This window comes from Streptomyces sp. B5E4, from assembly GCF_039871555.1.
Classification (GTDB): domain Bacteria; phylum Actinomycetota; class Actinomycetes; order Streptomycetales; family Streptomycetaceae; genus Streptomyces.
In genome coordinates this window covers 58,269-79,834 of record NZ_JBDPMI010000008.1, presented here as the reverse complement: position 1 = coordinate 79,834, position 21,566 = coordinate 58,269, and the positions used below count along the sequence as shown (strand labels likewise).

Genomic DNA, 21,566 nt, shown 5'->3' with positions numbered 1-21,566 from the left:
TCTTCGCCGTACCAAACCCGCCCGGGACAGGGCCGCTCGGGGCCGGTCAGGTCGCGATCAGCGTGAACTCCACCTCGGGCACGGTCCGTCCGGTACGGGTGTCGCTGAGCGCGGCGCCCCACTGCGTGAACTCCGGGGTCTTGTCGCGGTAGCCGCGGTTGCCGCGCAGCGTGATCCGCTGCGAGTCGCGCACCCCGACCGCGTACGGGTACGGGCCCTGCACGGTGGCGACGCGGAAGAGCACCGACCCGGCGAGCAGGATGTCGGCGGAGCGCTCGATCTCCACCGCCTGCGAGCGCCAGCCGTAGATGTGGTCCTCGGTCTGCAGGCCGAGGAACGACCAGTTGCGGACCCGTCGCAGGACCACCTCGCGCGTCTCGTGGTGCTCGACGGACACCTCGTACAGCCGCGTCGGCACGTCGGTGTCCTCGACCAGCAGCCCGTTCTCCGCCCAGCCGTTGATGCTCCACACGTTGGCCATCGCGCCGCCCCCGCCGCGCACCCAGATGCCGTACTTGTGCGCGCCGCGGTAGGTGTAGCCCGGGTCGCCCGACTGCACGTCCTCCGGGTGCCACTTGACGAACTGCGTGACCACGTCGGCCAGATACGATCCGGCGCCGGACTGCCACAGCAGGTTCACCGACCCCGCCGTCCGCCGCGCGGTGTCCAGGCCGAGGCCGCTGACCGTGTGGCGGCCGCCGCGGGGGGTGGCGAGCAGCGCGCGCGGCGCGTCCGGGTCGGCGAAGTGGGGGTGGCCGTCGGCGGCGAGCAGCCACGTCTGCCGCGGGTGCAGCCCGATGAGGTTCGTCCGGGCGCGCAGCTTCAGGGTGTCGGTGAACAGATACCGCCCGAGGGGCACGAACACCGTCTCGTGCCGGTCGACCGCCGCCTGGAAGACGTCGAGGTCGTCCTCCCCGGCGCCGATCGTCCGGCCCATCTCCGCGGCCACGTCGGCGACGCTGACCCACTCGTGCACCGGGGGCGGCGGGGGCGTGTCGGCGCGCAGCCCGGCGCGGATGAGGGAGTGGGGTGCGCCGCGGGCGACGTCGGCGTACACGCCCTCGCGCCGCGACTCCCGCGGGCCGAGCGCGTGCTCGACGCGCAGCCCGTACGTCAGCTCGCGGATCCGTCCGGACGGCTGCGGGCCGCGGGTGCGCGCGCCGCTCTGCGCGAGGAGCAGCAGGTCTCGGGTGCCGGTGGCGGTGCAGCCGAGCAGGGTGAGCTGGTTGCTGCGCCGGATCAGGTCGTTCTGGGCACCGGGCAGCGAGGCGCTGTCGTTGAGCACGGCGACGGCGTCGCTCACGCCGTCGAAGTGGGAGTCCTGGACGTAGAGGTGCTGCCACTGGTCCGGCGCCGACTCGAACGCCCGCGGCGTACCGGAGAACGCGGTCCGTACGACGACGAGCTTGGCGTCGTTGAACATCGACACCGCGGCCCGGCGCTGACCCTCGAACCTGCAGTCCAGCAGCGTCGTCTGCCAGCCCGCGGAGGCGGCGTACGCGTGCAGCCCGACCTCGCCGCCGCGCACCCGCACGCGGTGGATCAGGTTGGCGTTGTGGTCGATGCCCGCGCGGGCGTCGCCCGCGTCGATGTCGAGATCCTGGAGCAGGCACAACTGCGCGCCGCCGAAGCGCACGGCGATCGCGTCCGGGTTGCCGGGGCCGATGCGGATGTCGAGATTGACCAGGCCCGAGCCGAAGGTGTCGTTGTTCGCGTACGAGACCGGCCCGCCGACCGGCCGCCGCCGGAAGGAGAACACGTCGCGCGCCGTCCCCGTGGCGTACCCGGGGGTGGCCGCGTCCAGCACGAACACCGGCCGGCGGGCGCCGAACCCGACGATGCGGACCGAGTCGTGCACGTCGACGGGCCCGGTCAGCCGGTACGTACCCGACGGGACGAGGACGACGCCGCCGCCGTCGCCGTACGGGAAGTCGCGGGCGCCGCCGAGGATGTCGCCGAGCTTGTTGGCGATGCCCCGGCGGGACGCCTCGTCGACGGCGGCCCTGAGTGCCGCGGTGTCGTCGCCTTCGCCGTCGCCGTGGACGGCGAAGCCCGGCCCGCCGAGGAGGACGGCGCCGGGGTCCGGCGGGCGGGCGGTGTACGACGAGCCGAAGTGGGTCGGGTCCCACGACGGCCCGCCGGCCGCCGCTGCGGCGGCCGGGGCGGAGGCGGGGGTCGTGGCGGCGGCGGTGGCGGCTGCGGTGGCGAGGCCGCCGAGGGCGAGCGCCGTGCCGCCGGCGGTGGCGCCGCGCAGCACGCTGCGGCGGCTCATGGCAGAGGAGGACATTGCGGCTCCTGCGGCAGGAGGGAACGTACGGGAAGGGAAGGGGGTCACTTCAGACCGGTGTGCGCGAGGCCCTCCACGAACTGGCGCTGCGCGAAGACGAACACGGCCAGCACCGGCAGCGCGGTCAGCGACGCCGCGGCGAGCTGCACGTCCCACATCGGGCCGCCGTAGGCGTCGGTGAACTGCGTCAGCGCCTGCGGCAGCGTGAACTTCTCCGGCGTGGAGAGGTACACGATCGGCTCCAGATACAGGTTCCAGCTGTGCAGGAACGTGAAGATCCCGACCGCCGCCAGCGCCGGGCGCGCCAGCGGCAGGGCGATCCGCCAGTAGATCGCGAAGCGGCCCAGGCCGTCCATCCGCGCCGCCTCCTCCAGTTCGCCCGGCAGCGTGATGAAGAACTGCCGCATGATGAACGTCGCCAGCACGCTCGGCGCGCCGAGGATCGGCACCAGGACCAGCGGCCAGTGCGTGTCCGTCATCCCCCAGTCGTTGAACAACTGGAAGAGCGGCACGATGGTCACCTCGCTGGGGATCAGCAGACCGGTGAGCACCACCAGGAACAGCGCGTTCTGGCCGCGGAAGCGGATCCGCGCGAAGGCGTAGCCGGCCATCGACGACACCGCGAGCGTGCCGACGGTCACCACCACGGCGATGTACATGCTGTTCCAGTACTGCTGCGCGAACGGCTGGAGGTCGAAGACCCGCTCGTACGCGCCGAACCCGGGGTCGCCCGGCAGCAGCGACGGCGGGAACGCGAAGATCTCGCTCGCCGGCTTCAGCGACGACGTCACCATCCACCACGTCGGGAAGACGAAGGGGACGAGGAGCACCAGCAGCACCCCGTAGAGCACGAGCCTGGCGCGCCGGGGCAGCTTATGACTCATGGAAGACCCACTTCTTGCGCATCTGCCACTGCACGACGGTCAGCACGAGCACGATGAGGAAGAGCAGCACGGAGAGCGTCGCGCCGTAGCCGAAGTGGTGGAACTCGAACGCCTGCTGGTAGAGGTAGTAGACGAGGACCGTGGTGGAGTTGCCGGGGCCGCCCTGGGTGAGCACGGCGATCTGGGCGAACACCTGGAGCGAGCCGACCACCGTGATGATCGAGGTCAGCAGGATCGTCGGGCTGATCAGCGGCACGGTGATGCGCAGGAACTGCCGCCACCGCCCGGCGCCGTCCACCGTGGCGGCCTCGTACAGCTCCCGCGGCACGCCCTGCAGCGCGGCCAGGAACAGGACCATGTTCAGGCCCACGTTCTTGAAGACCTGCACGACGACCACCGAGATCATCGACGATGTCTCGCCGCGCAGCCAGTTGGGTCCCTCGACGCCGATCAGGTCGAGCCCGGCGTTGATGCCGCCGTTCTTCTGCAGCAGGAAGCCCCACACGATCGTCCAGGCGACCAGCGAGACCACCACGGGCGAGAAGAACAGCGTGCGGAAGACGATGCTGCCGCGCAGCTTCTGGTTGAGCAGCACCGCCAGTGCCAGCGCGAGGCTCAGGTTCAGCACCACCAGGCCGGCGGAGAAGAACGCGGTGGCGCGTAGCACGCCCGGCAGCTTGGGATCGTCGGCCAGCGCCCGGTAGTTGTCCGCACCGACCCTGTGGAAGCTGCCGGCCAGCACGTTCCACTCGTGGAAGCTGTACCAGAAGACCAGGACGAGCGGGATCAGGACGAACAGGACGCTGCCCAGCAACTGCGGGGCGATGAACAGGTAGCCGGCCAGCTGGTCCCGGCGGCGGGCGGTCCAGAAGGGCCGCCGGGAGCCGTCCCCGCGCGGACGCGGGGGTGCGGCCTTGGCCCGGGCGCGTTCCAGGGTCGCCATGGCGGCGCCGTCACTTCTCCAGTTGCGGCTGGATCGCCGAGCAGACGTCCTGGAGCGTCTTCGCCACGTCGGCGTCGGGCTTCCACAGCGGGTCGAGCGCGGCGCGTACGGCGTTGAACAGCTCGGCCTGGTTGGTGTGGGTGGGCTTGACCTTGCCGTTCTCGATGCCGCCGATGACGACCTCTTCGAGCTGCGCGGGCTTGAGCTGCGGGTTGCTCTTGGCGAGGGTGTCCGCGTCGAGCTGGGAGCTGCGGGCCTGCGGGAAGTAGCGGCCGAGGGCGGCGGAGTTCTTCTCGTTCGTCATGAACTCCAGGAAGTCGACGGCCTCCTCGGCGTTGTCGCCGTTGCCGAGCACCCCGAGGCCGGCCTGCCCGATCACGTCGTACGAGCCCGCGGGCCCCTCCGGCAGCGGCACGAAGTCCCAGGCGAAGCTGTCGTCCAGCAGCGAGGCGCGGCTGATCTGGGTGACGGTCATCGCCGCCCCCCCGGAGAAGAAGTCGGCGGTGGTGCCCGGTGCGGGCATCGCCTCGTCGGTGAAGATCGCATCGTGCAGGAAGGTCATCGCCTCGGTCATCTCCGGGGCGTCGAACGCGCAGGTCCTGCCGTCCTCGCTCCAGGGCTCGGCGCCCCAGCCGTCCCAGACGGTGGCCAGGTTGTCCCACAGCTTGTAGTCGAAGTCGCCGATGACCATGCCGGCCTCGCCGGTCTCGTCCCGTACCGCGCCGCCGACCTTGGAGACCTCCTCCCAGGTCCACTTCCCCTGCTCGATCAGCTCGGCCGGGGCGGGCTGGCCGGCCTCCTTCAGCATGTCGGTGTTGACGAAGACACCGAACGGGGAGGTGGAGAAGGGATAGGCGTAGAGCTTGCCCTCGTGCTGCCACAGCTTCTTCGCCGACGGCAGCACGTCCTTGTCGTCCTTGATCTCGGCGAGCGCGCCGGAGGCGACGAAGTCGGGGGCCGAGTTCTCGAAGATCCAGGCCAGGTCCGGGGCCTTGCCGCCGGCTATCTGGGTGGTCAGCGTGGTGGTGTACTTTTCGACCGGCAGGGTGTCGAACTTGATCTCCTTCACGTCCGGGTTCTGCTTGCGGTAGTCCGCGGCGATGCCGTTCAGGAGCTTCAGATGCTCCTCGTTGCCGGTCCAGATGGTCATGCGCAGCGTGACCGGACCGCCGTCGGAGCCGGAGCCGCCGTCGGAGCCGCCGCAGGCGGTGAGCGCGAGCAGGCCGGCGGCGGCGAGGGCGACGGGCTTTCCGCGGACGAGTGTTCCCCGGGCGGGCCGGGTGCGAAGCCGTGATGGCGAAGACATGCGGGTGCCTCCTTCGATGTCGGGTCGGTCGGTGACCGTCGGTCAGTAACCGCTGATGTCGGGCCAGCGCAGCTCGACGCCGTGGGCGGTCAGGGTGCGCTGGAAGTCCTGGAGCAGGCGGGGGGTGTTGCGTACGGCGCGGGGGGTGAGGCCGTGCGCGACGCAGTGGGCCGCGAGCAGTCCCGCGGCCTCGCCGATGTTCCACTCGACGGGGTGCAGGCGGTAGCAGCCGTTGGTGATGTGGGTGGTGCCGATGTTCTTGCCGGCGGGCAGCAGGTTCTCCGTACGCCGCGGGAGCAGCGCGCCCAGCGGGATCTCGAACGGGCTGGAGGGCACGTCGATGTAGGTGTCGCGGCCGGTGGAGGGGTGCAGGTCGATGCGGTACATGCCGATGCCGACCGAGTCGGCGTAGCTGACCGCGCCCTTGCCGCCGCGCACGTCGAGCGACAAGTCCTGTTCCACGACGGTGTACTCGGCCCGGATGCGCCGCGACTCGCGGATGTACGGGGCCATCGCCAGCCCGTCCGTGCCGCCGCCGGTGACGTCGCCGCGCAGCCGCAGCCCGGGGAAGCCGGTGCCGCCGTCGGGGCGCGGGGCCTCGGTCTGCATCCAGTACAGCAGCGACAGCGACAGCCCGCGGGCCTCCGCCAGCCGGGCCTCGGCGTCGGGCACGTCGACGACCGGGGCCTCGAAGTAGTCGACCATCGGCCAGTTGACGAGCGTGACGTCGCTGGCGTACGTGCCGGGCGCGAACTGGTCGCGGGCGGCGATCCGGCGGAACGTCCACAGGTTCCGGTCCCCGCCGCTGCGCCGCTGGTCGGCGACGACGGCGAGGGGGTCGTCGCCCGGGTTCGGGGTGAACTCCCGCTCGACCAGCTCCAGCGTCCGCGGGTGCGGGGCCCGCCAGGACAGCAGCGGGGCGCCCCAGAACTCCGGCTCGTAGTCGCGCCAGAAGCCGTAGGAGGCGGGGCGGTCGATGGTGTGGTCGCCGTCGACGTGGTCGACCGCGAAGCAGTACGACACCGCCTGCATGTTGAGCGGCTGGGCCTCGTCCGGGCCGCTGGGCTCGCCGGTCTCCGCGCCGGACTCGAAGCCGGTGACGTACTCGGTGCCGGTCAGCGGCAGCAGCTCGCCGGTCTCGGTGGCGTCGAGCACGTACGGCGCGGTGAGCACCAGCGGTTCGCCGCCGCCCGGGCGCTCCACCGTCACGGACGTGACGCGGTCGCCGTCCGTCTCCGCGGCCACCGGGCGGTACGGCTGCAGCACGGTCAGCCGGCCGGCGCCCCGGTACGGGGCCAGCAGCTCGTCGATCACCGCGACGGCCACCCGCGGCTCGTGGCAGAGCCGGCTGACGTGCCCGGCGCCCGGGTTGAGGTCCGGCCTGGCGCGGGCGGCGGCCGTCAGCGGATAGTGCCGGCGGTAGTAGTCGCGGATGCCGTCGCGCAGCGCCCGGTACGAGGCGGTGGCGCCGAACTGCTCGATCCAGGTGTGCTCGTCGGGGGGCACGGCCTGGCTGGTGAGCTGGCCGCCCAGCCAGTCGTACTCCTCGGTGAGGATCACCGAGCGGCCGGCGCGCAGCGCGCCGAGCGCGGCGGCGACGCCTCCGGTGCCGCCGCCGACGACGAGGACGTCCGCGTGCATGGGTCTCCTTGGGGTGCTGTGTCGGAGGGGGCAGGGGTGGGGTGCGGGCGGGGGGCCGGTCAGCGGGCGGGGGCGGCGAGCGTGACGCCCTCGACGAGGTGGCAGTCCAGCAGCCGGCGGGTGTGCTCGGCCCGGCCGTGCAGCATGCCGGTGAGCAGGTCGACGGCCTGCCGGCCCATCTCGGTGCGGCGCAGCCGGAAGCCGGTGAAGTCCACCGGCGGGTCGACCGGCGCGGTGGGGTCGCCGAGCGCCAGCATCGACAGGTCCCGCGGTACGTCCAGGCCGCGGGCCGCCGCCGCCTCGTACAACTTGACGGCGTCGTGCAGGAACTCCACGAACACCGCGGTCACCCCGGCGTCGAGCAACTGCTCCAGCTGCTCCCCGGCCGGTTCGCCCCCCGCGCCCAGATGCGGCGCGTCAGGACCGGCCACCTGCCGGAACCCGGTGAGCCGGTCGTCGGACGACTCCGCCCCCGCACCCGGGCCGGCGAACGCCAGCCGCCGGTGTCCCAGTGCCCGCACCCGTTCCACGAGCCGGGCGGTGGCGGAGACGTAGTCGGCCCCGATGTACGGCACGGCCCCGCCGTCCGCGTCGTCGCGGCGGCCCACGCAGACGAAGGGGTAGCCCTCGGCGACCAGCCGGCTCAGCTCCTCGTGCGGGATCTCGCGGCCGAGGAGCACACAGCCGTCGGCGACCCGCAGCCGGTTGTTCTCGTGGAAGATGCGCCGCCGCCCGGCGGTCACCGGTGCGGAGGTGAAGAGGAGCAGGTCACAGCCGCTGCGCTCGGCGCTCTCCTCGATGCCGCGCAGGAACGGGTGGTAGAAGTCGGCGCTGGTGCTGGGGAAGACGGGCTCGTAGGTGAAGACCCCGAGGATCTGGTTGAGCTGCTTGGTCAGCCGGCGGGCCATGGGGTCGGCGGCGTAGCCGGTCTCGCGGATCACGCGGAGCACCCGCTCGCGGGTCTCCGGGGCGATCCGGGCGGCGTCGGGGCGGTCGTTGAGCACGAGCGAAACCGTGGTCTGACTGACGCCGGCGAGCCGGGCTATGTCGCGCTGGGTGAGCCTGCCGGGGGCTGCTGGCATGGGAAGTGGGACCTTCACAGTGGGTAGCTAATGCGTATTGCCTGACTGCTGTGCGAGGAACCTAGAGCTGCCCGCGGAAGGGCGTCAAGGGTGTTGCAGCAGTGGTAATGCGAATTAGCAGATTCCCGAGAAGGGTTCGCATCCCGATTGCACCATGTTCTGAGCGTACGCGGGGAAATGCTCCTCACGGGCAGGGCGCGGGCCCTCGATGGGTCAGCGCGACGGCCGCGCCGCGCGCCGCGGAGCCCGGCGGCGCGATCTCCTCCGGCTCGCGCCAGCTCCCGTCCCGTCGCGTCCACATGGCGTGCACCGCGCCGTCCGTGCCCGCGAACACCGCGTCGAGCCGCTGCACCGCCGCCCGGTGCCCGAGGCCGATCGCCGTCGCCGGAGCGCACGTGCCCGGCGGGGCGGCGGTCACGGGTCCGCGCCAGCCGGCCTCGCCGGCCGCCGAGAGCGCCAGCACCGAGCCGTCGACGCCGGCGACCACCGCGTTCAGCCGCTCCGCGGACTTCCCGTACGCGAGCGACACCGGCGAGCCGGGTGCGCAGTTGCCCGCGGGCGCCACGACCTCGGGACCGGTCCACGGGCCGCCGCCGTCGGCCCACATGACCTGCACCGAGCCGTCCGCGCCGGTGAACAGCGCGGTCAGCCGGCCGGCGTCGTCCTGGGAGGCGAGCGTCACCGGCGTGCCCGGCACACAGGTGCCGGGCGGGGTGAGGACGGCGGGTCCGTGCCACGGGTGGTCGACGTCGGCCCACAGCGCCTGCAGGGACCCGTCCGCGCCCGCGAACACCGCCTCCAGTCGCTCGGCCGGCCCGCGCCGGCCGAGCCCGACCGGGGTGCCGGGCGCGCAGGCGCCGGGCGGGGCGAGGACCGCGGGGCCGCTCCAGGGTTCGTCGCCAGCGGCCCACAGCGTCAGCACCGAGCCGTCGGCTCCGGTGCACAGGGCGTCCACCTGATCCCGCGTCCGCTGAGCCGCGAGCGTGACGGCGGCGCCGGGTGCGCAGGTCCCCGGCGGCGCGACCGTCTCGGGGGCGTGCCAACCGCAGCCCCGTACGGCCCACATGACTTGAATCGACCCGTCCCACCCCGCGTACGCCGCGTCCAGGCGGCTTGCGGACGCCCGGGGGGCCGATCCGATCGGAGCGCCGGGGCGGCAGCTTCCCGCGGGTGCGACGACGGTGGGCCCGCGCCAGGGCCCCCCGTCCGCCGCCGACAGTGAACGCACCGTTCCGTCGGGTCCGGTGAAGAGCGCACGCGCCTGGGAAAGTGCGTCCGATTGCGGCATCGTGGCCTCCGGGTCAGAGGCCGCCGGCCCCGTGGCGAGCGCGACGACCTGGGGGGACCGGACCACGTGTTCGACGGCAATCATGCCGTACGGCGGCGGATCCGGACATGCGCAACCGCTGTCGTGTCGGGAGTGCGTCACGTCATCCCTTTCACATGGCAAGGTGCTGTCATCGTGCGGTGTTCCTCGTTGGTAACACCCTGGCCCCCGGCAGTCGATCGTCGTTTGAGGCTATGCCGAGCCGCCCTGGGGCGGTGCCTGTCAAGACCGCGGAAACGCCTGAAGGGGTGATCACGTGGGGGGAATTCCAGCCATGATGGGGTCGGATTCGGCCCCGGACGCAGGGGAAGGAGGGGCGTATGACGCGATCCTGGTGGGGCTGGGGAACCGTCGAGGACGCGGTGCGGGGCGCCGAACTCGCCGCGCTGCTCGACCGGGTGCGGCTGCTGTCGACCGCCGAGCCCGCGGACCACGCGCCCCCGCCCGTCGCCTCCCTCGCCCTGCCCCCGCCGCGGGTCGAGCCGCCGGCCGCGCTGGCCGGCCTGTGCTCCGCGGACCCCGGGGACCGCGCAGCGCACACCCACGGCAAGGCGTTCCGCGACGTCGTACGCAACCTGCACGGCGACGTGCGCCACCCGCCGGACCTCGTGGCCCGCCCGCGCCACGAGCGCGACGTCGCCGACCTGCTCGACTGGTGCACCCGTGCGGGCGTCGCCGCGATCCCCTACGGCGGCGGCAGTTCGGTGGTCGGCGGCATCGAGCCGCGCTTCACAGACGGGCGCCCGGCGGTCACCCTCGACCTGGGGCGGCTGGACGCCGTGCTGGAGGTCGACGCGACGAGCCGCGCGGCCCGTATCCAGGCGGGCGTATACGGGCCGCGCCTGGCCGAACAACTGCGCCCGCACGGACTGACGTTGCGGCACTTCCCGCAGTCGTTCGAGTTCTCCACGCTCGGCGGCTGGCTGGCCACCCGGGCCGGCGGCCACTACGCCACGCTGCACACCCACATCGACGATCTCGTGGAGTCCCTGCGGGTGGTCGCGCCGGCCGGCACCGGTGAGTCCCGGCGGCTGCCCGGCTCGGGCGCGGGCCCGTCGCCGGACCGGCTCTTCCTCGGCAGCGAGGGCGCGCTCGGGGTGATCACCGAGGCGTGGCTGCGGCTGCAGGCGCGGCCGCGGTGGCGCGCGCGGGCGTCGGTGCGCTTCGCGGACTTCGCCGCGGCGGTGGCGGCGACCCGGGCGGTCGCGCAGAGCGGCCTGCACCCGGCGAACTGCCGGCTGCTCGACCCGGCCGAGGCCCTGGTCAACGCGGGGGTCGGGGTCGGCGGGGGCGTGCTCGTGCTGGGCTTCGAGTCCGCGGACCACCCGGTGTCCGACCGGCTGACCCGGGCGCTGGAGCTGTGCCGCGACCACGGCGGCACGCCCGACCCACCTGACGCGCCGGGGGAGCCGGGCGTACGGGACGCCTCCGCCGGTGCCGCGGAGCCGGGGGAGCGGCCCCGTGCCGGGGAGCCGGGGCCGGGCGGCGACACCGGCGGCGGCGCCGGCGCGGCCTGGCAGTCGGCGTTCCTGCGGATGCCGTACCAGCGCGACGCGCTCGCCCGGCACGGCATGATCGTCGAGACCTTCGAAACGGCCTGCACCTGGGACGCGTTCGACGCACTCCACCAGGCCGTCACCGACGCCGCGCACCGCGCCGTCCGCGCGGTCACCGGGGGCACGGGCGTGGTCACCTGCCGCTTCACGCACCTCTACCCGGACGGCCCCGCCCCGTACTTCGGCGTCATCGCGCCCGGCCGCTGGGGCAGCACCGTCGCGCAGTGGGACGACATCAAGGCCGCGGTCTCTGAGGCGATCGCGGCGCACGGCGGCACGATCACGCACCACCACGCCGTCGGCCGCGACCACCGGCCGTGGTACGACCGGCAGCGCCCGGACCCGTTCGCCGCGGCGCTCGCCGCCGCGAAGGCTGCGCTCGATCCGGCCGGCATCCTCAACCCCGGGGTGCTCGTCCCCGAGCGGTGACACCGCGGGGCCGGCCCGCGACCGGGCCCCGCGGCGGGGCGCTACTGCCCCGGCTGCCGCTGCCCGGGCTGCTGCGACGGCTGCGGCGGCATGGCCGGGGGGCGGTGCTGCGGCTGCTGCGGCACCGCCGACGGGGGCACCTGTGTCTGCCGGGCTTCCTGCGCCTGTTGTGCCTGCTGGGCCTGTTGCGGCTGCCGGTCCTGCGGCTGCCCCTGCCGCCGCCCGGCCGGGTCCGCGATGGCGACCACCGACTGCTGCGCCTCCGCCAGCCGCGTACGCGCCTCCTCGATGCGCCTGGCGTAGCGTTCCTGCTCCACCGCCGCCCGGATCTCGATCCGCTCCGCCGCCTGCCAGGCCCGGTCGCGCAGGTCCGCCGCCTCCAGTTCCGCCTCGCGCAGCAGCCCGGTCGCGTACTTCGCGTTGCCGTCGCGCCGCCGCAGATACTCCGAACGCACCGCCTCGGCCTGCCGCTCCGCCGCCCCGAGCGCCTCCTCCAGCTCCTGCAGCCGCGCCCCGGTCTCGCCGGCGAGCTTCCCCTCGCGCTCGGCCTGCGCCGCCTGCTGCGCGCCGATGTTCGCGGCGGCCTCCAGCGTCACCTGCTGCGCGCTCTGGCGGGCGTCCTCGCGGACGCCGTCCGCCTGCCGCTGCGCGTCGGCGACGAGCTGCCCCGCCGTCTCGTGCGCCTGCTTGATGCGCTGCCGCGCCCGCTGCTCGGCGTCGGCCCGGATGGCCTCGGCCTGCCGCTCCGACTCCTTGCCGCGCTCGGTCGCGGCGGCGCGGGCGGCCTCCTTCAGCTCCCGGCACTCCTCCGCGGCCCGGGCGAGCACCCGGTCCGCCTCGGCCTCGGCGTCCACAAAGAGCTTGCGGGCGGTCTCGCCGAGCGATTCGTACGTCTGCGGGCCCAGCGCGGCGGCCTGTTCGAGGAGCTGCGCCAGATGCCGCCCGCTCGCCTCCACCTGCGCTTCCAGGTCTCTGGCATGGCGTACGGCGGCCTCCCGCTCGGCGAGCAGGTCGCCGACGACGCGGTCGACCTGCTGCGGCGAGTAGCCGCGGCTCCTGGTGGCCATCATGAAATCGCCGGGTTGCATCATCTCGCCCATCGTGCCCTGTCGTCTCGGCTACGCACTTCACCCCATGATGCTGCATCCGCACCCGGCACCGGCGGCCGGTACCTCGGGGTCGCAGGCGGGTAGCGTGGCGTCGCCGGCGCGCTCGCGCAAGTCCCGTGGCAGGGCCGGGTGGTGGCGCCCCGGGGAGCGCCGCGGCGCGGGGCGGGCGCCGCCGCCCGCGTTGCCGGACACGTCACCTTTCGCCTGCGTGCGGTCACAGGCGCGGGAGAGAGCGCTCTCTCACGGCCGTCGCCCGGACGGTATAAAGGCTGCATGGCAACAGAAGCCCGACGGCCCGGCCGCCCCGCCACCCTGGAGGACGTGGCCCGGGTGGCGGGGGTGTCCCGGGCGACGGCCTCCCGGGTCATCAACGGCTCGCCCACCGTCGACGCCGCGCTGCGCCGCAAGGTGGAAGAGGCGATCACCGCCACGAGCTACGCGCCGAACCGGGCCGCCCGCTCCCTGGTCACCCGGCGCACGGACTCCGTGGCGCTGGTGGTCTCCGAGCGCGAACAACGCCACGTCGCGACCCCGTTCATCGGCCGGATGTTCACCGACCCGCACTTCGGCCGTGTCCTCAGCGGGCTGCTCCAGGTGCTGCGCCCGGCCGGCATGCAGACCGTGCTGATGGTCGCCGACGACGACGCCTCGCGCCGGCAGGTGCTCACGTACCTGCGCCAGGGACACGTCGACGGCGTCGTCCTCGTCTCCTCCCACCCCGACGACCCGCTGCCCCGGATGCTCTCGGAGACGGCGCTGCCCACCGTGCTGGCCGGCCGCCCGGGCCGGTCGGCGGCGCTGCCGTACGTCGAGGTGGACCAGCGCGCCGGCGCCCGGCTGGCCGCGGAGCGCCTGGTGGCACAGGGGCGCAGGCTGATAGGCACGGTGGCAGGACCGCAGGACATGCCGGCCGCGCAGGAGCGTCTTGAGGGGTTCCGCGGTGCGCTCGCCGCGCTGGGGGTGAGCGGACTGCCGTGGGCGGAGGGCGACTTCACCCGGGCCGGCGGCGCCGCGGCGATGCGCCGGCTGCTCGCGGAACACCCCGGCGTGGACGGGGTGTTCGTCGCCTCCGACCTGATGGCGCTGGGCGTGGTGCCGGTGCTGCTGCGCGCCGGCCGCCGGGTGCCCGAGGACGTGGGCGTGGTCGGGTTCGACGACAGCGAGGCCGCCGAGGCGTCGGAGCCGGCCCTGACGACCGTGCGGCAGCCGGTGGAGGACATGGCCTGCGAGATGGCGCGGCTGCTGCTGCGGCAGATCAGGGAGCCCGGCGCCGCGCCGCCCTCGGTGGTCTTCCGCCCCACGCTGGTGGTGCGCGAGTCGTCCTGAGCCCAGGGCCCGTACGGCCCCCGCCCCGCCCCCGGCGTCCGCAGGACCGGGGGCGGGGCTTTCGCACCCGCCGGTGCGGCTCAGGGGTAGGAGACGACCTTGGAGGGGATCGTCGACGTACCCGAGGTCGGCGCACCGTGGTTGTTGATCACGTGGGCGTACTGCCCCTGGCCCCCGAGCGAGACCACCATGATGTGGTGGAACTTGATCCCGGAGCCCGTCGGCGAGGCGAAGCCGTGCTCCTGCACGATGTTCGGGGCGACGTTGTAGTAGCAGTAACTGCCCATGCCCCAGCCCTCGTGCTGGCCGACGTCGTCGGCGACCTTGTACGCGGCGTAGCCGCGCAGGCTGCCGTTCTGGATGGCTGCCTGGTTCGGCGCGTCGTACGCCTTCTCGTTCTGGAAGAAGATCGTCCGGCCGCGCTCGCCGTTCCACTGCACGTCGTACTTGTTGAAGTGCTCGACGAAGAACCCGGTCGTCAGCACGTCGTCGCCGTTGACGACGACGCCGTAGTCGCACCGGTTGGTCTCCCAGCCGACGCCGTCGCCGTGGTCGGCGCGCCACACCCAGGTGTGGTCGACGACCACGTGCCGGCTGTTGATCACCATGCTGGTGGTCGCCTTGCCGGGGCCCGCGCCGCCGATGCGGATGAACACGTCCTGCAGCGTGGTCGGGTTGTCCGCGTGGTCCGCGGCTGAGCCGTCCGGGCCGACCTGGAGGAGCACGTCGGAGTTCTGCGGCCCGGCGTCCACCAGGAAGCCGGCGAGGCGTACCCCGTCGACGTCCGCGACCGTCATGGCGCGCACGCCGCCGTCCGGGATGATCGTGGGGTAGCCGATGCCGAGCACCACCGTGTTCGCCCGCTCGATGGCCAGGGGTGCGTCGACGTGGTAGATGCCCGGGGTGAGCAGCAGATGCTTGCCCTCCCGCAGGGCGGCGTTGATGCTCGCGGCGGTGGCGCCCTGCTTGACGATGTGGAAGTCGGACAGCGGCAGCGACGTGCCCTGCGGGCGGCCGCCGCTCCAGGTGGTGCCGCGGGCGTTGCGGCGCAGCGCGGGGAGGAAGACGCGGTACTCGGCGCCGTCGATGTACAGGAACGGCTTCTCGCGGGAGATCGGCGTGGTGTCCAGGGTGGTGTACGGCGGGTCGGGGAAGGTCTGCGCCGGGGCGCCCTCGACGCCGGAGAAGACCATGTTCCACACGGCGTTGAGCCAGCCGCCGATGCTGCTGTCGCGGGTGTACCACTGCTGCTGCGAGTACGGCTGCACGGTGCCGTCGATGCGGCTGTCGGCGATGTAGCCGCCGCTGGCCCAGCCGTAGCCGTCGGGCGCGAGGTTGAGGTTGCCGCGCACGTGCATGCGGCGGAACGGCGCGGCCTGGGAGACGGCGAAGCGGTTGGTGCCGTTGACGGGGCTGAGCGACAGGTTCTCGGCGGAGCGCCAGAAGTTCTGGGTGGCGTTGCCCTGGAACCAGCCGGCGTCCACGGTCACGTCCCCGTTGAAGTGCGTGTCGTCGGGGGAGAGTCCCAGGCCGATGATCGAGGTGTAGAAGCCGAGCTGGGCGTTGAGGCCGTGGTACGTGCCGGGCTTGAAGAGCAGCGCGTAGCGACCGGTGCCGAACTGCGCCGACTCCTGCTGCCGGAAGATCTCGTCCAGCCGGCCCTGGATGTTCGGCGAGGACGGGTCGAAGAAGATCACGTTGGGCCCGAGATCCGGGTCGGCGAGCGGCCGGGCCGCGGACCGCTGCGGCGCCGCGGTCGCCTGGGAGACCGCCAGGCCCGTGGCCGGCACCGCGGCCGCCGCCGCGGCGGCGGCCAGCAGGGTGCGGCGGGACGGGCCGGATCTTGCGGACGGAGTGGGCGAGTCACCGGTGGGGGGTACGCGCATGGGTCACGTCTCCTGAGTCGTCGGCTCTGGTGCGGGTGCACCCGGTGGGGCGGATGGTGCGCTGGTCGGCTCTTCGATCAGGCTTCAAGGAATGAATGATCGGGTGAAAGAGAGCGCTCTCTCACGCTGGGGTTGGTCTACGCCCATGGGAACGCGCCGTCAAGAGGGTGCGCATGCAACCGTGGCCATGGAGGGACTTTAAGTCCCTTTTTCATGCGCTTGGTCGGGGCCGGTGCGGGTGAAACGCCCGGGGCGGCGGGGGTGTTGGCACGTACGCGATGAGTTCAAGGGATGTGAAGACGGTCGGAAGCGCGGCGAGCCTTGACAGCCTCCGGGAGCGCTTCTACTTTCCCGGGTGGAGCGCTCTCTCAGCCGTGTCGGAATCCGATCACCTCTTGAAGGAGAGTCGTGTCCTCATCCCCCCACAGCCAGGCGTACGCCGCCCGGCCCGGACGGCAGTCCCTGGTCTTAGCCGTCCTCGTGGTCCTGGTGCTGTTCGCCACGCTGATCCTCGACCGCGCCCAGGGCGCGGAGCCCGGCGGCCCGCAGCCGCTGGCGAGCGCGCAGGACTCCACCCGCGCCGACCTCCCCGGCCTCACCGAGGTCGACAGGGTGGCCCTCGACTGGAGCGGCGACCCCGTCGACGACTTCCAGCTCCAGGCCTCCGCCGACGGCGAACGGTGGGTCACGGTCCGCCGGATCACCGGCGCCGCCGGCGGCGAGCAGACCTACGACGTCTCCGGCATCGGCCGCCATCTGCGGGTCCTGGCGACCGACCGGGCCCGGCAGCAGGACGTCGACCTCGCCGGAATCGAGGTCTTCGGCCGCGCCGCCGACCGGGCCGCGCCCGCCGCAGCCGCGGACGTCGTCCGCGTCGCGGAGTTCCTCGCCGAGTGCCCCTACAGCCACCGCAGGCCCGACGACCCGATCGTGCTGCCCGGCATGCCCGGTGCCTCCCACATGCACAGCTTCTTCGGCAACGACTCCACCGACGCCCACTCCGACCTGACGAGTCTTCAGGGCGGCCGGACGACGTGCGACCCGGTCTCCGACCTGTCCTCGTACTGGGTTCCGACCCTGTATGACGGCAGCCGTGAGGTCGAGCCCACCGGCACCACCTTCTACTACCTCGGCGAGGGCGTGCGGGACGACGTCATCGCCAACATCCAGCCCTTCCCGCGGGGCCTGCGCATCATCGCGGGCTACTCCAAGGCGACCGGCCCGGACGACAACTCCAGCGCCCGCTGGTCCTGCCTGCACCACGGCGAGGTGCCGCCCGGCAAGGAGTTCGTCGACTGCCCGGACGGCTCGATGCTGGAGTCGTACCTGGACTTCCCGCAGTGCTGGAACGGCGTCGACCTGGACTCCGCGGATCACAAGAGCCACATGGCCTTCCCGGTCGGCGGCCAGTGCCCGTCGACCCACCCGGTACCGGTGCCCAAGCTGCGCCAGGTGCTGAGGTACCCGACGAACAGCCCGCCCGCGCAACTGTCGCTGGCCTCCGGCCGCGGCTACACGATGCACGGCGACTTCTTCAACGTGTGGCCCGAGGCCGAGCTGGCCCAGCGCGTGCGCGACTGCATCAACGTCATCATCAAGTGCGGTGCCGACGGCACTCCCTGAGGACGATCCCCCGCCCCCGGGGGCGGCTCTGCCCGAGCCGCCCCCGGGGCCTCCCACCGAAGGACGCCTGATGAAAGCGCGCCCGCCGGCCGCCTCCCCGTGCGCCGCCCTCCTCCTTGCCGCCGTACTCCTCGTCCCGCTGGCCAACTGCGCCGGCCAGGACTCCCCGCCGGCCGCCCGCGAGCCGGCCACCTCCTCCGGGAGCACACCGGCCGGCTCCGCGGCCGGCCCGGCCGGCTTCAGCCCCGTCGACTCCGGCTGGGTGCAGCTCGCGCTGCCGATGACCGAACAGGCGCTGTCGCTCCTCGAACTCGTGCCTTCCCGCGGGGCCGATCCCGAACTCGCCGCCTGGGCGGCCGACGTCGCGGCCGGCCACCGCGCCGACGTCGCCGAACTGCGACGGCTGCGCGACCGCATGGGTCTGCCGGACACCAACGTGCACGAGGGCCACGCCATGCCCGGCATGGTCACGGCCGAGCACATGGCGCAGGCGAGGAGGGCCGAGGGCGCCGACTTCGACCGGCTTCTGCTGCGCCTGGTACGCGACCACCTGAAGCACTCCGAGAAGATCAGCGACTCCGAGCGGCGCAACGGCAACGGCCCGATGGCCCGTGACCTGGCCGCCGCCCTCGCCGCCGACCGCGCGGGCGCGCTGCGCACGGCCCCCGGCCTCCCCGCCCGATAGGCAACCAGGGTTGACTATCCCCGGTAGTCAACCTAGGTTGCTTGCATGGCAGACGACGATCCGGCAGACGCCCTGGCGGCGGTCGCGGCCCTGCGCCGCCTCGCCGACCGGCTGGAGGACGCCGCGGTGGAGGAGGCGATGCGTACCGGCTGGAGCTGGCCGCAGGTCGCCGAGGCGCTCGGCGTCACCCGCCAGGCGGTGCACAAGAAGCACGCCAAGCGGCTCATCGCCGCCGGCGTGACGCTGAGGAGGCGGGGATGAGCACGTTCGACAGGTATCTGCAGGCGGTGCTCCTGACCGCCGAAGAGGAGGCTCGCGAGGACGGCTCCGCGGCCATGGAGGCGCGGCACGCGCTGCTCGCGGTCGCCGCCCAGGACGGCACCGAGCCGCAGCGCGTCCTGGCCGGCGCCGGCCTCGGCCGCGCCGAGCTGAAGGCCGCGCTGGACCGGGAGTTCGCCCACAGCCTCGGCGCCGCGGGGGTAGCGCCGGGCGCCTTCGACCTGCACGCCACCCCCGACCCCGGCCGCCGCCCGCAGTTCGGCGCCTCGCTCAAGCTCGCCCTGGACCGGATGGCGGGCGCCCACCGCAAGAAGGACCTCACGCCGCTCCATGTGCTGGACGCCCTCCTGCAGGCCGAGGTCGGCACGGTGCCCCGGGCGCTGGACCTCGCGGGCGTCGACCGGGCCGCCCTCGCCGCGCGCGTCCGGGAGGCGCTGTGAGTACCGGTGCGGCCGTCACGGTCGCGGGGCTGCGCATGCGCTACGGCGCCGCGGACGTCCTCCACGGCGTGGACCTGCACATCCGGCACGGCGAGACGGTCGCCCTCCTCGGCCCCAACGGTGCCGGCAAGACCACCACGATCGAGATCCTCGAAGGCTTCCGCGCCCGCTCCGCCGGCGAGGTCACCGTCCTGGGCGCCGACCCCGCACACGGCGACGAGCAGTGGCGGGCCCGCGTCGGCGTCGTGCTGCAGTCCTGGCGCGACCACGGCAAGTGGCGCGTCCGCGAACTGCTCGCCCACCTCGCCTCGTACTACGCCTGCCTGGGCCGCACTCCCTGGGACCCCGGCGAGCTCGCCGACACCGTGGGCCTCGACGGCCAGGGCGGGCAGAAGGTCCGTACCCTCTCCGGCGGCCAGCGCCGCCGCCTCGACGTCGCCATCGGCATCGTCGGCCGCCCCGACCTGCTCTTCCTCGACGAGCCCACGACCGGCTTCGATCCCGACGCCCGGCGCGGCTTCCACCGGCTCGTACGGGACCTGGTCACCGCCGGCACCACCGTCCTGGTCACCACCCACGACCTGCACGAGGCCGAGCGGCTCGCCGACCGCATCGTCATCCTCGACGCCGGCCGCGTCATCGCCGACGGCACCCCCGCGGAGCTGGCCCGCCGCATCGCGGGCGCCGACCGGGTCCGCTGGCGCCACCGCGGCCGGCCCCGCGTCCACGCCACCGACGACTCCACCGCCTTCGTCCGCGGCCTCTTCGAGCGCCACGGCGCGGAGATCGCCGAACTGGAGGTCCACCGCGCGTCGCTGGAGCAGACCTACCTCGCCCTCGTGCACGCGGCGGAGCGGACCCCGGAAGGCGCCGGCCGGTGAACGCCTGCGTCCTGCGCGCCGGGCTGCGGCGCGGCGCGATCGAGCTGCGGCAGTCGTTCACCAACGGCGCCGAGCTGTTCAGCCACCTGTTCTGGCCGCTGCTCATGCTGGGCGTGCTGTGGTTCCTGCGCGGGCGGGAGTTCGACTCCACCGGCTTCATGCTCGGCGCCCTGACCCTCCCCGGCATCCTCGGCATGAACGTGTCGTTCGGCATGGTCACCATGAGCCAACTGCTCACCGCCGAACGGGAGGACGGCACCCTGCTGCGCGCCAAGGCCACCCCGAACGGCATGGGCGGCTACCTCGTCGGCAAGGTCGTCTCCGTCGCCGCGGGCTCCTCGCCGACCTCGCGCTCTTCCTCGTCCCCGCGCTGTTCCTCGTCGACGGCCTGCACCTCGACGGCGGCGCCTGGGTCCACCTCACAGGGATCGTGGCGCTCGGGACGGTGGCGACGCTGCCCGTCGGGGCCGTGCTGGGCTCGGTGTTCGGCGACGCCCGCGCGCAGGGCCTGATCCAGCTCCCCGTGCTCGCCCTGATCGGGATCTCCGGAATCTTCTACCCGATCACCGCGCTGCCCGAGTGGCTGCAGTGGACCGCGCAGGTCTTCCCGCTCTACTGGCTCGGGCTCGGCATGCGTGCCGCGATGCTGCCCGACGCGGCGGTGGCCGTGGAGATCGGCGACTCCTGGCGGCACGCGGAGACGGTGGGGGTGCTCGGGGCGTGGGCGGTGCTGGGCCTGGCGGTGGCCCCCGTGGTGCTGCGCCGGATGGCGCGCCGCGAGTCCGGCTCGAAGGTGGCCGCCCGCCGCGAACGCGCGCTGCAGCGGGTGAGGTGAGCGCCGGTACGGGCCCGCCGCCGGGCCGGCGCGCCGCTCAGGCCGCCGTCCAGGCGCGGAGCTTCTCCGGGTTGCGCATCGCCCAGATGCGCGTGATCCGCCCGTCCGCCACGTCGAACGCGAGCACCGACACCGTGACCCCGTCCACCCGCGCCGCCACGCCTGGCTGCCCGTTGACCGTACGCTCCAGCAGCTCGATTCCGGGCTGCTGCTCCCGTACCTCCGCGAGCGTCCCCGCGATCGCCTCGCTCCCGACGACCGGCCGCAGCACCGCCGGCACCAGCCCGCCGCTGTCCGCGGTGGACGTCGCGCCCGGGTCCAGCAGCCCGACCAGGGCGGCGATGTCCTTCGCCGCCCAGGCCCGCCGGAACTCCCGTACCAGCGCGGCATGGCGCTCCGCCGACGCGGGCCGCCGGGCCGTACGGACCCGGCGGCGGGCCGACGACGCCAACTGCCGGCACGCCGCCGGCGACCGGCCGACGATCTCGGCCACCTCGGCGAACGGGTAGCGGAACACGTCGTGCAGCACGAACGCCACCCGCTCCGCCGGGGTCATCGACTCCAGCACCACGAGGAACGCCATGTGCACCGACTCGTCCATCGTCACGTGGTCCGCCGGATCCGCCGCGGCCCCGCCCACCCGGCCGCCGACCAGCTCCGCGCGGTCCGGCAGCGGCTCCGGCAGCCACTCGCCCACGTACCGCTCCCGCCGCGCCCGTGCCGAGCCGAGCAGGTCCAGGCAGACGCGTCCGGCGACCTTCGTCAGCCAGCCGCCCGGGGAGACGACGGCGGCCCGTCGCTCCGCGGGCATCGCGTACCAGCGGGCGTACGTCTCCTGCACCACGTCCTCGGCGTCGGCGAGGGAGCCGAGCAGCCGGTAGGCGAGGTTGGTCAGCCGCCGCCGCTCGCTCGCGATCCCGGCCGGCCCCGGGTCGAGGCGGCCGTGCTGCTGCGCGGGCGGTGTGGTCATGGTGCGGGTGCTCCCTCGGTCGTGTGACAGGTCTCCCTCCTATGACGAAACGGGCGGCCGGACTGTGAGGCGGGGCC

16 protein-coding genes and 2 pseudogenes are annotated in these 21,566 nt (G+C 73.6%); 8 read left to right on the top strand and 10 right to left on the bottom strand.

What is annotated here, in order from left to right; all coding sequences use genetic code 11:
• Positions 1 to 46: 46 nt before the first annotated feature.
• The 7 genes from ABGA99_RS13270 to ABGA99_RS13240 all read right to left on the bottom strand — a co-directional run bounded on the left by ABGA99_RS13270 (position 47) and on the right by ABGA99_RS13240 (position 9,209).
• Complete coding sequence (locus ABGA99_RS13270; protein WP_347582701.1) at positions 47 to 2,287, bottom strand: glycosyl hydrolase family 28-related protein; 2,241 nt, start codon at positions 2,285 to 2,287, stop codon at positions 47 to 49.
• A gap of 44 nt (positions 2,288 to 2,331) precedes the next feature.
• Positions 2,332 to 3,171 (bottom strand): carbohydrate ABC transporter permease, encoded by an 840-nt coding sequence (locus ABGA99_RS13265; RefSeq protein ID WP_347577383.1) that lies wholly within the window; start codon positions 3,169 to 3,171, stop codon positions 2,332 to 2,334.
• Positions 3,161 to 4,114: a sugar ABC transporter permease gene (locus ABGA99_RS13260; protein WP_347582700.1), complete on the bottom strand. Its 954-nt coding sequence runs from the start codon at positions 4,112 to 4,114 to the stop codon at positions 3,161 to 3,163. Before ABGA99_RS13260 ends, ABGA99_RS13265 begins: the two co-directional genes overlap by 11 nt.
• A 10-nt stretch (positions 4,115 to 4,124) precedes the next feature.
• Complete coding sequence (locus ABGA99_RS13255) at positions 4,125 to 5,420, bottom strand: sugar ABC transporter substrate-binding protein (RefSeq protein ID WP_347582699.1); 1,296 nt, start codon at positions 5,418 to 5,420, stop codon at positions 4,125 to 4,127.
• A gap of 42 nt (positions 5,421 to 5,462) precedes the next feature.
• Positions 5,463 to 7,061 (bottom strand): FAD-dependent oxidoreductase, encoded by a 1,599-nt coding sequence (locus tag ABGA99_RS13250; RefSeq protein ID WP_347577380.1) that lies wholly within the window; start codon positions 7,059 to 7,061, stop codon positions 5,463 to 5,465.
• Between the two features lie 59 nt (positions 7,062 to 7,120).
• Positions 7,121 to 8,143 carry a LacI family DNA-binding transcriptional regulator gene (locus tag ABGA99_RS13245; protein ID WP_347582698.1) on the bottom strand — a complete coding sequence of 341 codons (1,023 nt, stop codon included), beginning with the start codon at positions 8,141 to 8,143 and terminating at the stop codon, positions 7,121 to 7,123.
• 184 nt (positions 8,144 to 8,327) lie between these two features.
• Positions 8,328 to 9,209 (bottom strand): hypothetical protein, encoded by an 882-nt coding sequence (locus ABGA99_RS13240; RefSeq protein WP_347582697.1) that lies wholly within the window; start codon positions 9,207 to 9,209, stop codon positions 8,328 to 8,330.
• 581 nt (positions 9,210 to 9,790) lie between these two features.
• On the opposite strand from ABGA99_RS13240, the gene ABGA99_RS13235 reads away from it, so the two are divergent.
• Positions 9,791 to 11,455 (top strand): FAD-binding oxidoreductase, encoded by a 1,665-nt coding sequence (locus tag ABGA99_RS13235; RefSeq protein ID WP_347582696.1) that lies wholly within the window; start codon positions 9,791 to 9,793, stop codon positions 11,453 to 11,455.
• A 41-nt stretch (positions 11,456 to 11,496) separates the two neighbouring features.
• Here ABGA99_RS13235 and ABGA99_RS13230 read toward each other — a convergent pair whose 3' ends face one another.
• Entirely contained in the window at positions 11,497 to 12,546 is a 1,050-nt protein-coding gene (locus ABGA99_RS13230; RefSeq protein ID WP_347577376.1) for a hypothetical protein, read from the bottom strand.
• 291 nt (positions 12,547 to 12,837) lie between these two features.
• Here ABGA99_RS13230 and ABGA99_RS13225 point away from each other — a divergent pair, with 291 nt between their 5' ends.
• Positions 12,838 to 13,890 (top strand): LacI family DNA-binding transcriptional regulator, encoded by a 1,053-nt coding sequence (locus ABGA99_RS13225; RefSeq protein ID WP_347577375.1) that lies wholly within the window; start codon positions 12,838 to 12,840, stop codon positions 13,888 to 13,890.
• Positions 13,891 to 13,970: 80 nt separating this feature from the next.
• Here the strand turns inward: ABGA99_RS13225 and ABGA99_RS13220 are convergent, their stop codons facing one another.
• Positions 13,971 to 15,776 (bottom strand): coagulation factor 5/8 type domain-containing protein, encoded by a 1,806-nt coding sequence (locus ABGA99_RS13220; RefSeq protein ID WP_347577374.1) that lies wholly within the window; start codon positions 15,774 to 15,776, stop codon positions 13,971 to 13,973.
• A gap of 840 nt (positions 15,777 to 16,616) precedes the next feature.
• Here ABGA99_RS13220 and ABGA99_RS13215 point away from each other — a divergent pair.
• From ABGA99_RS13215 to ABGA99_RS13190, 6 genes and pseudogenes are all read left to right on the top strand, one after another.
• Positions 16,617 to 17,399, top strand: a pseudogene (locus ABGA99_RS13215) (DUF1996 domain-containing protein); the annotation flags it as partial.
• A 70-nt stretch (positions 17,400 to 17,469) separates the two neighbouring features.
• Positions 17,470 to 18,084 (top strand): DUF305 domain-containing protein, encoded by a 615-nt coding sequence (locus ABGA99_RS13210; RefSeq protein ID WP_347577373.1) that lies wholly within the window; start codon positions 17,470 to 17,472, stop codon positions 18,082 to 18,084.
• Between the two features lie 45 nt (positions 18,085 to 18,129).
• Complete coding sequence (locus tag ABGA99_RS13205; protein ID WP_347577372.1) at positions 18,130 to 18,345, top strand: hypothetical protein; 216 nt, start codon at positions 18,130 to 18,132, stop codon at positions 18,343 to 18,345.
• Positions 18,342 to 18,803, top strand: a complete 462-nt coding sequence (locus ABGA99_RS13200) for a Clp protease N-terminal domain-containing protein (RefSeq protein ID WP_347577371.1) — start codon at positions 18,342 to 18,344, stop codon at positions 18,801 to 18,803. The genes ABGA99_RS13205 and ABGA99_RS13200 overlap by 4 nt, the downstream gene beginning before the upstream one ends.
• The gene (locus ABGA99_RS13195) at positions 18,800 to 19,684 is read left to right on the top strand and encodes an ABC transporter ATP-binding protein (RefSeq protein ID WP_347577370.1); all 885 of its coding nucleotides are present in this window, start codon (positions 18,800 to 18,802) and stop codon (positions 19,682 to 19,684) included. The genes ABGA99_RS13200 and ABGA99_RS13195 overlap by 4 nt, the downstream gene beginning before the upstream one ends.
• A pseudogene (locus ABGA99_RS13190) lies at positions 19,681 to 20,519 on the top strand (ABC transporter permease). The gene ABGA99_RS13195 and the pseudogene ABGA99_RS13190 overlap by 4 nt, the downstream one beginning before the upstream one ends.
• Positions 20,520 to 20,556: 37 nt before the next feature.
• Here ABGA99_RS13190 and sigJ read toward each other — a convergent pair.
• Positions 20,557 to 21,489 (bottom strand): RNA polymerase sigma factor SigJ, encoded by a 933-nt coding sequence (gene sigJ / locus ABGA99_RS13185; protein WP_347577368.1) that lies wholly within the window; start codon positions 21,487 to 21,489, stop codon positions 20,557 to 20,559.
• Positions 21,490 to 21,566 lie beyond the last annotated feature (77 nt).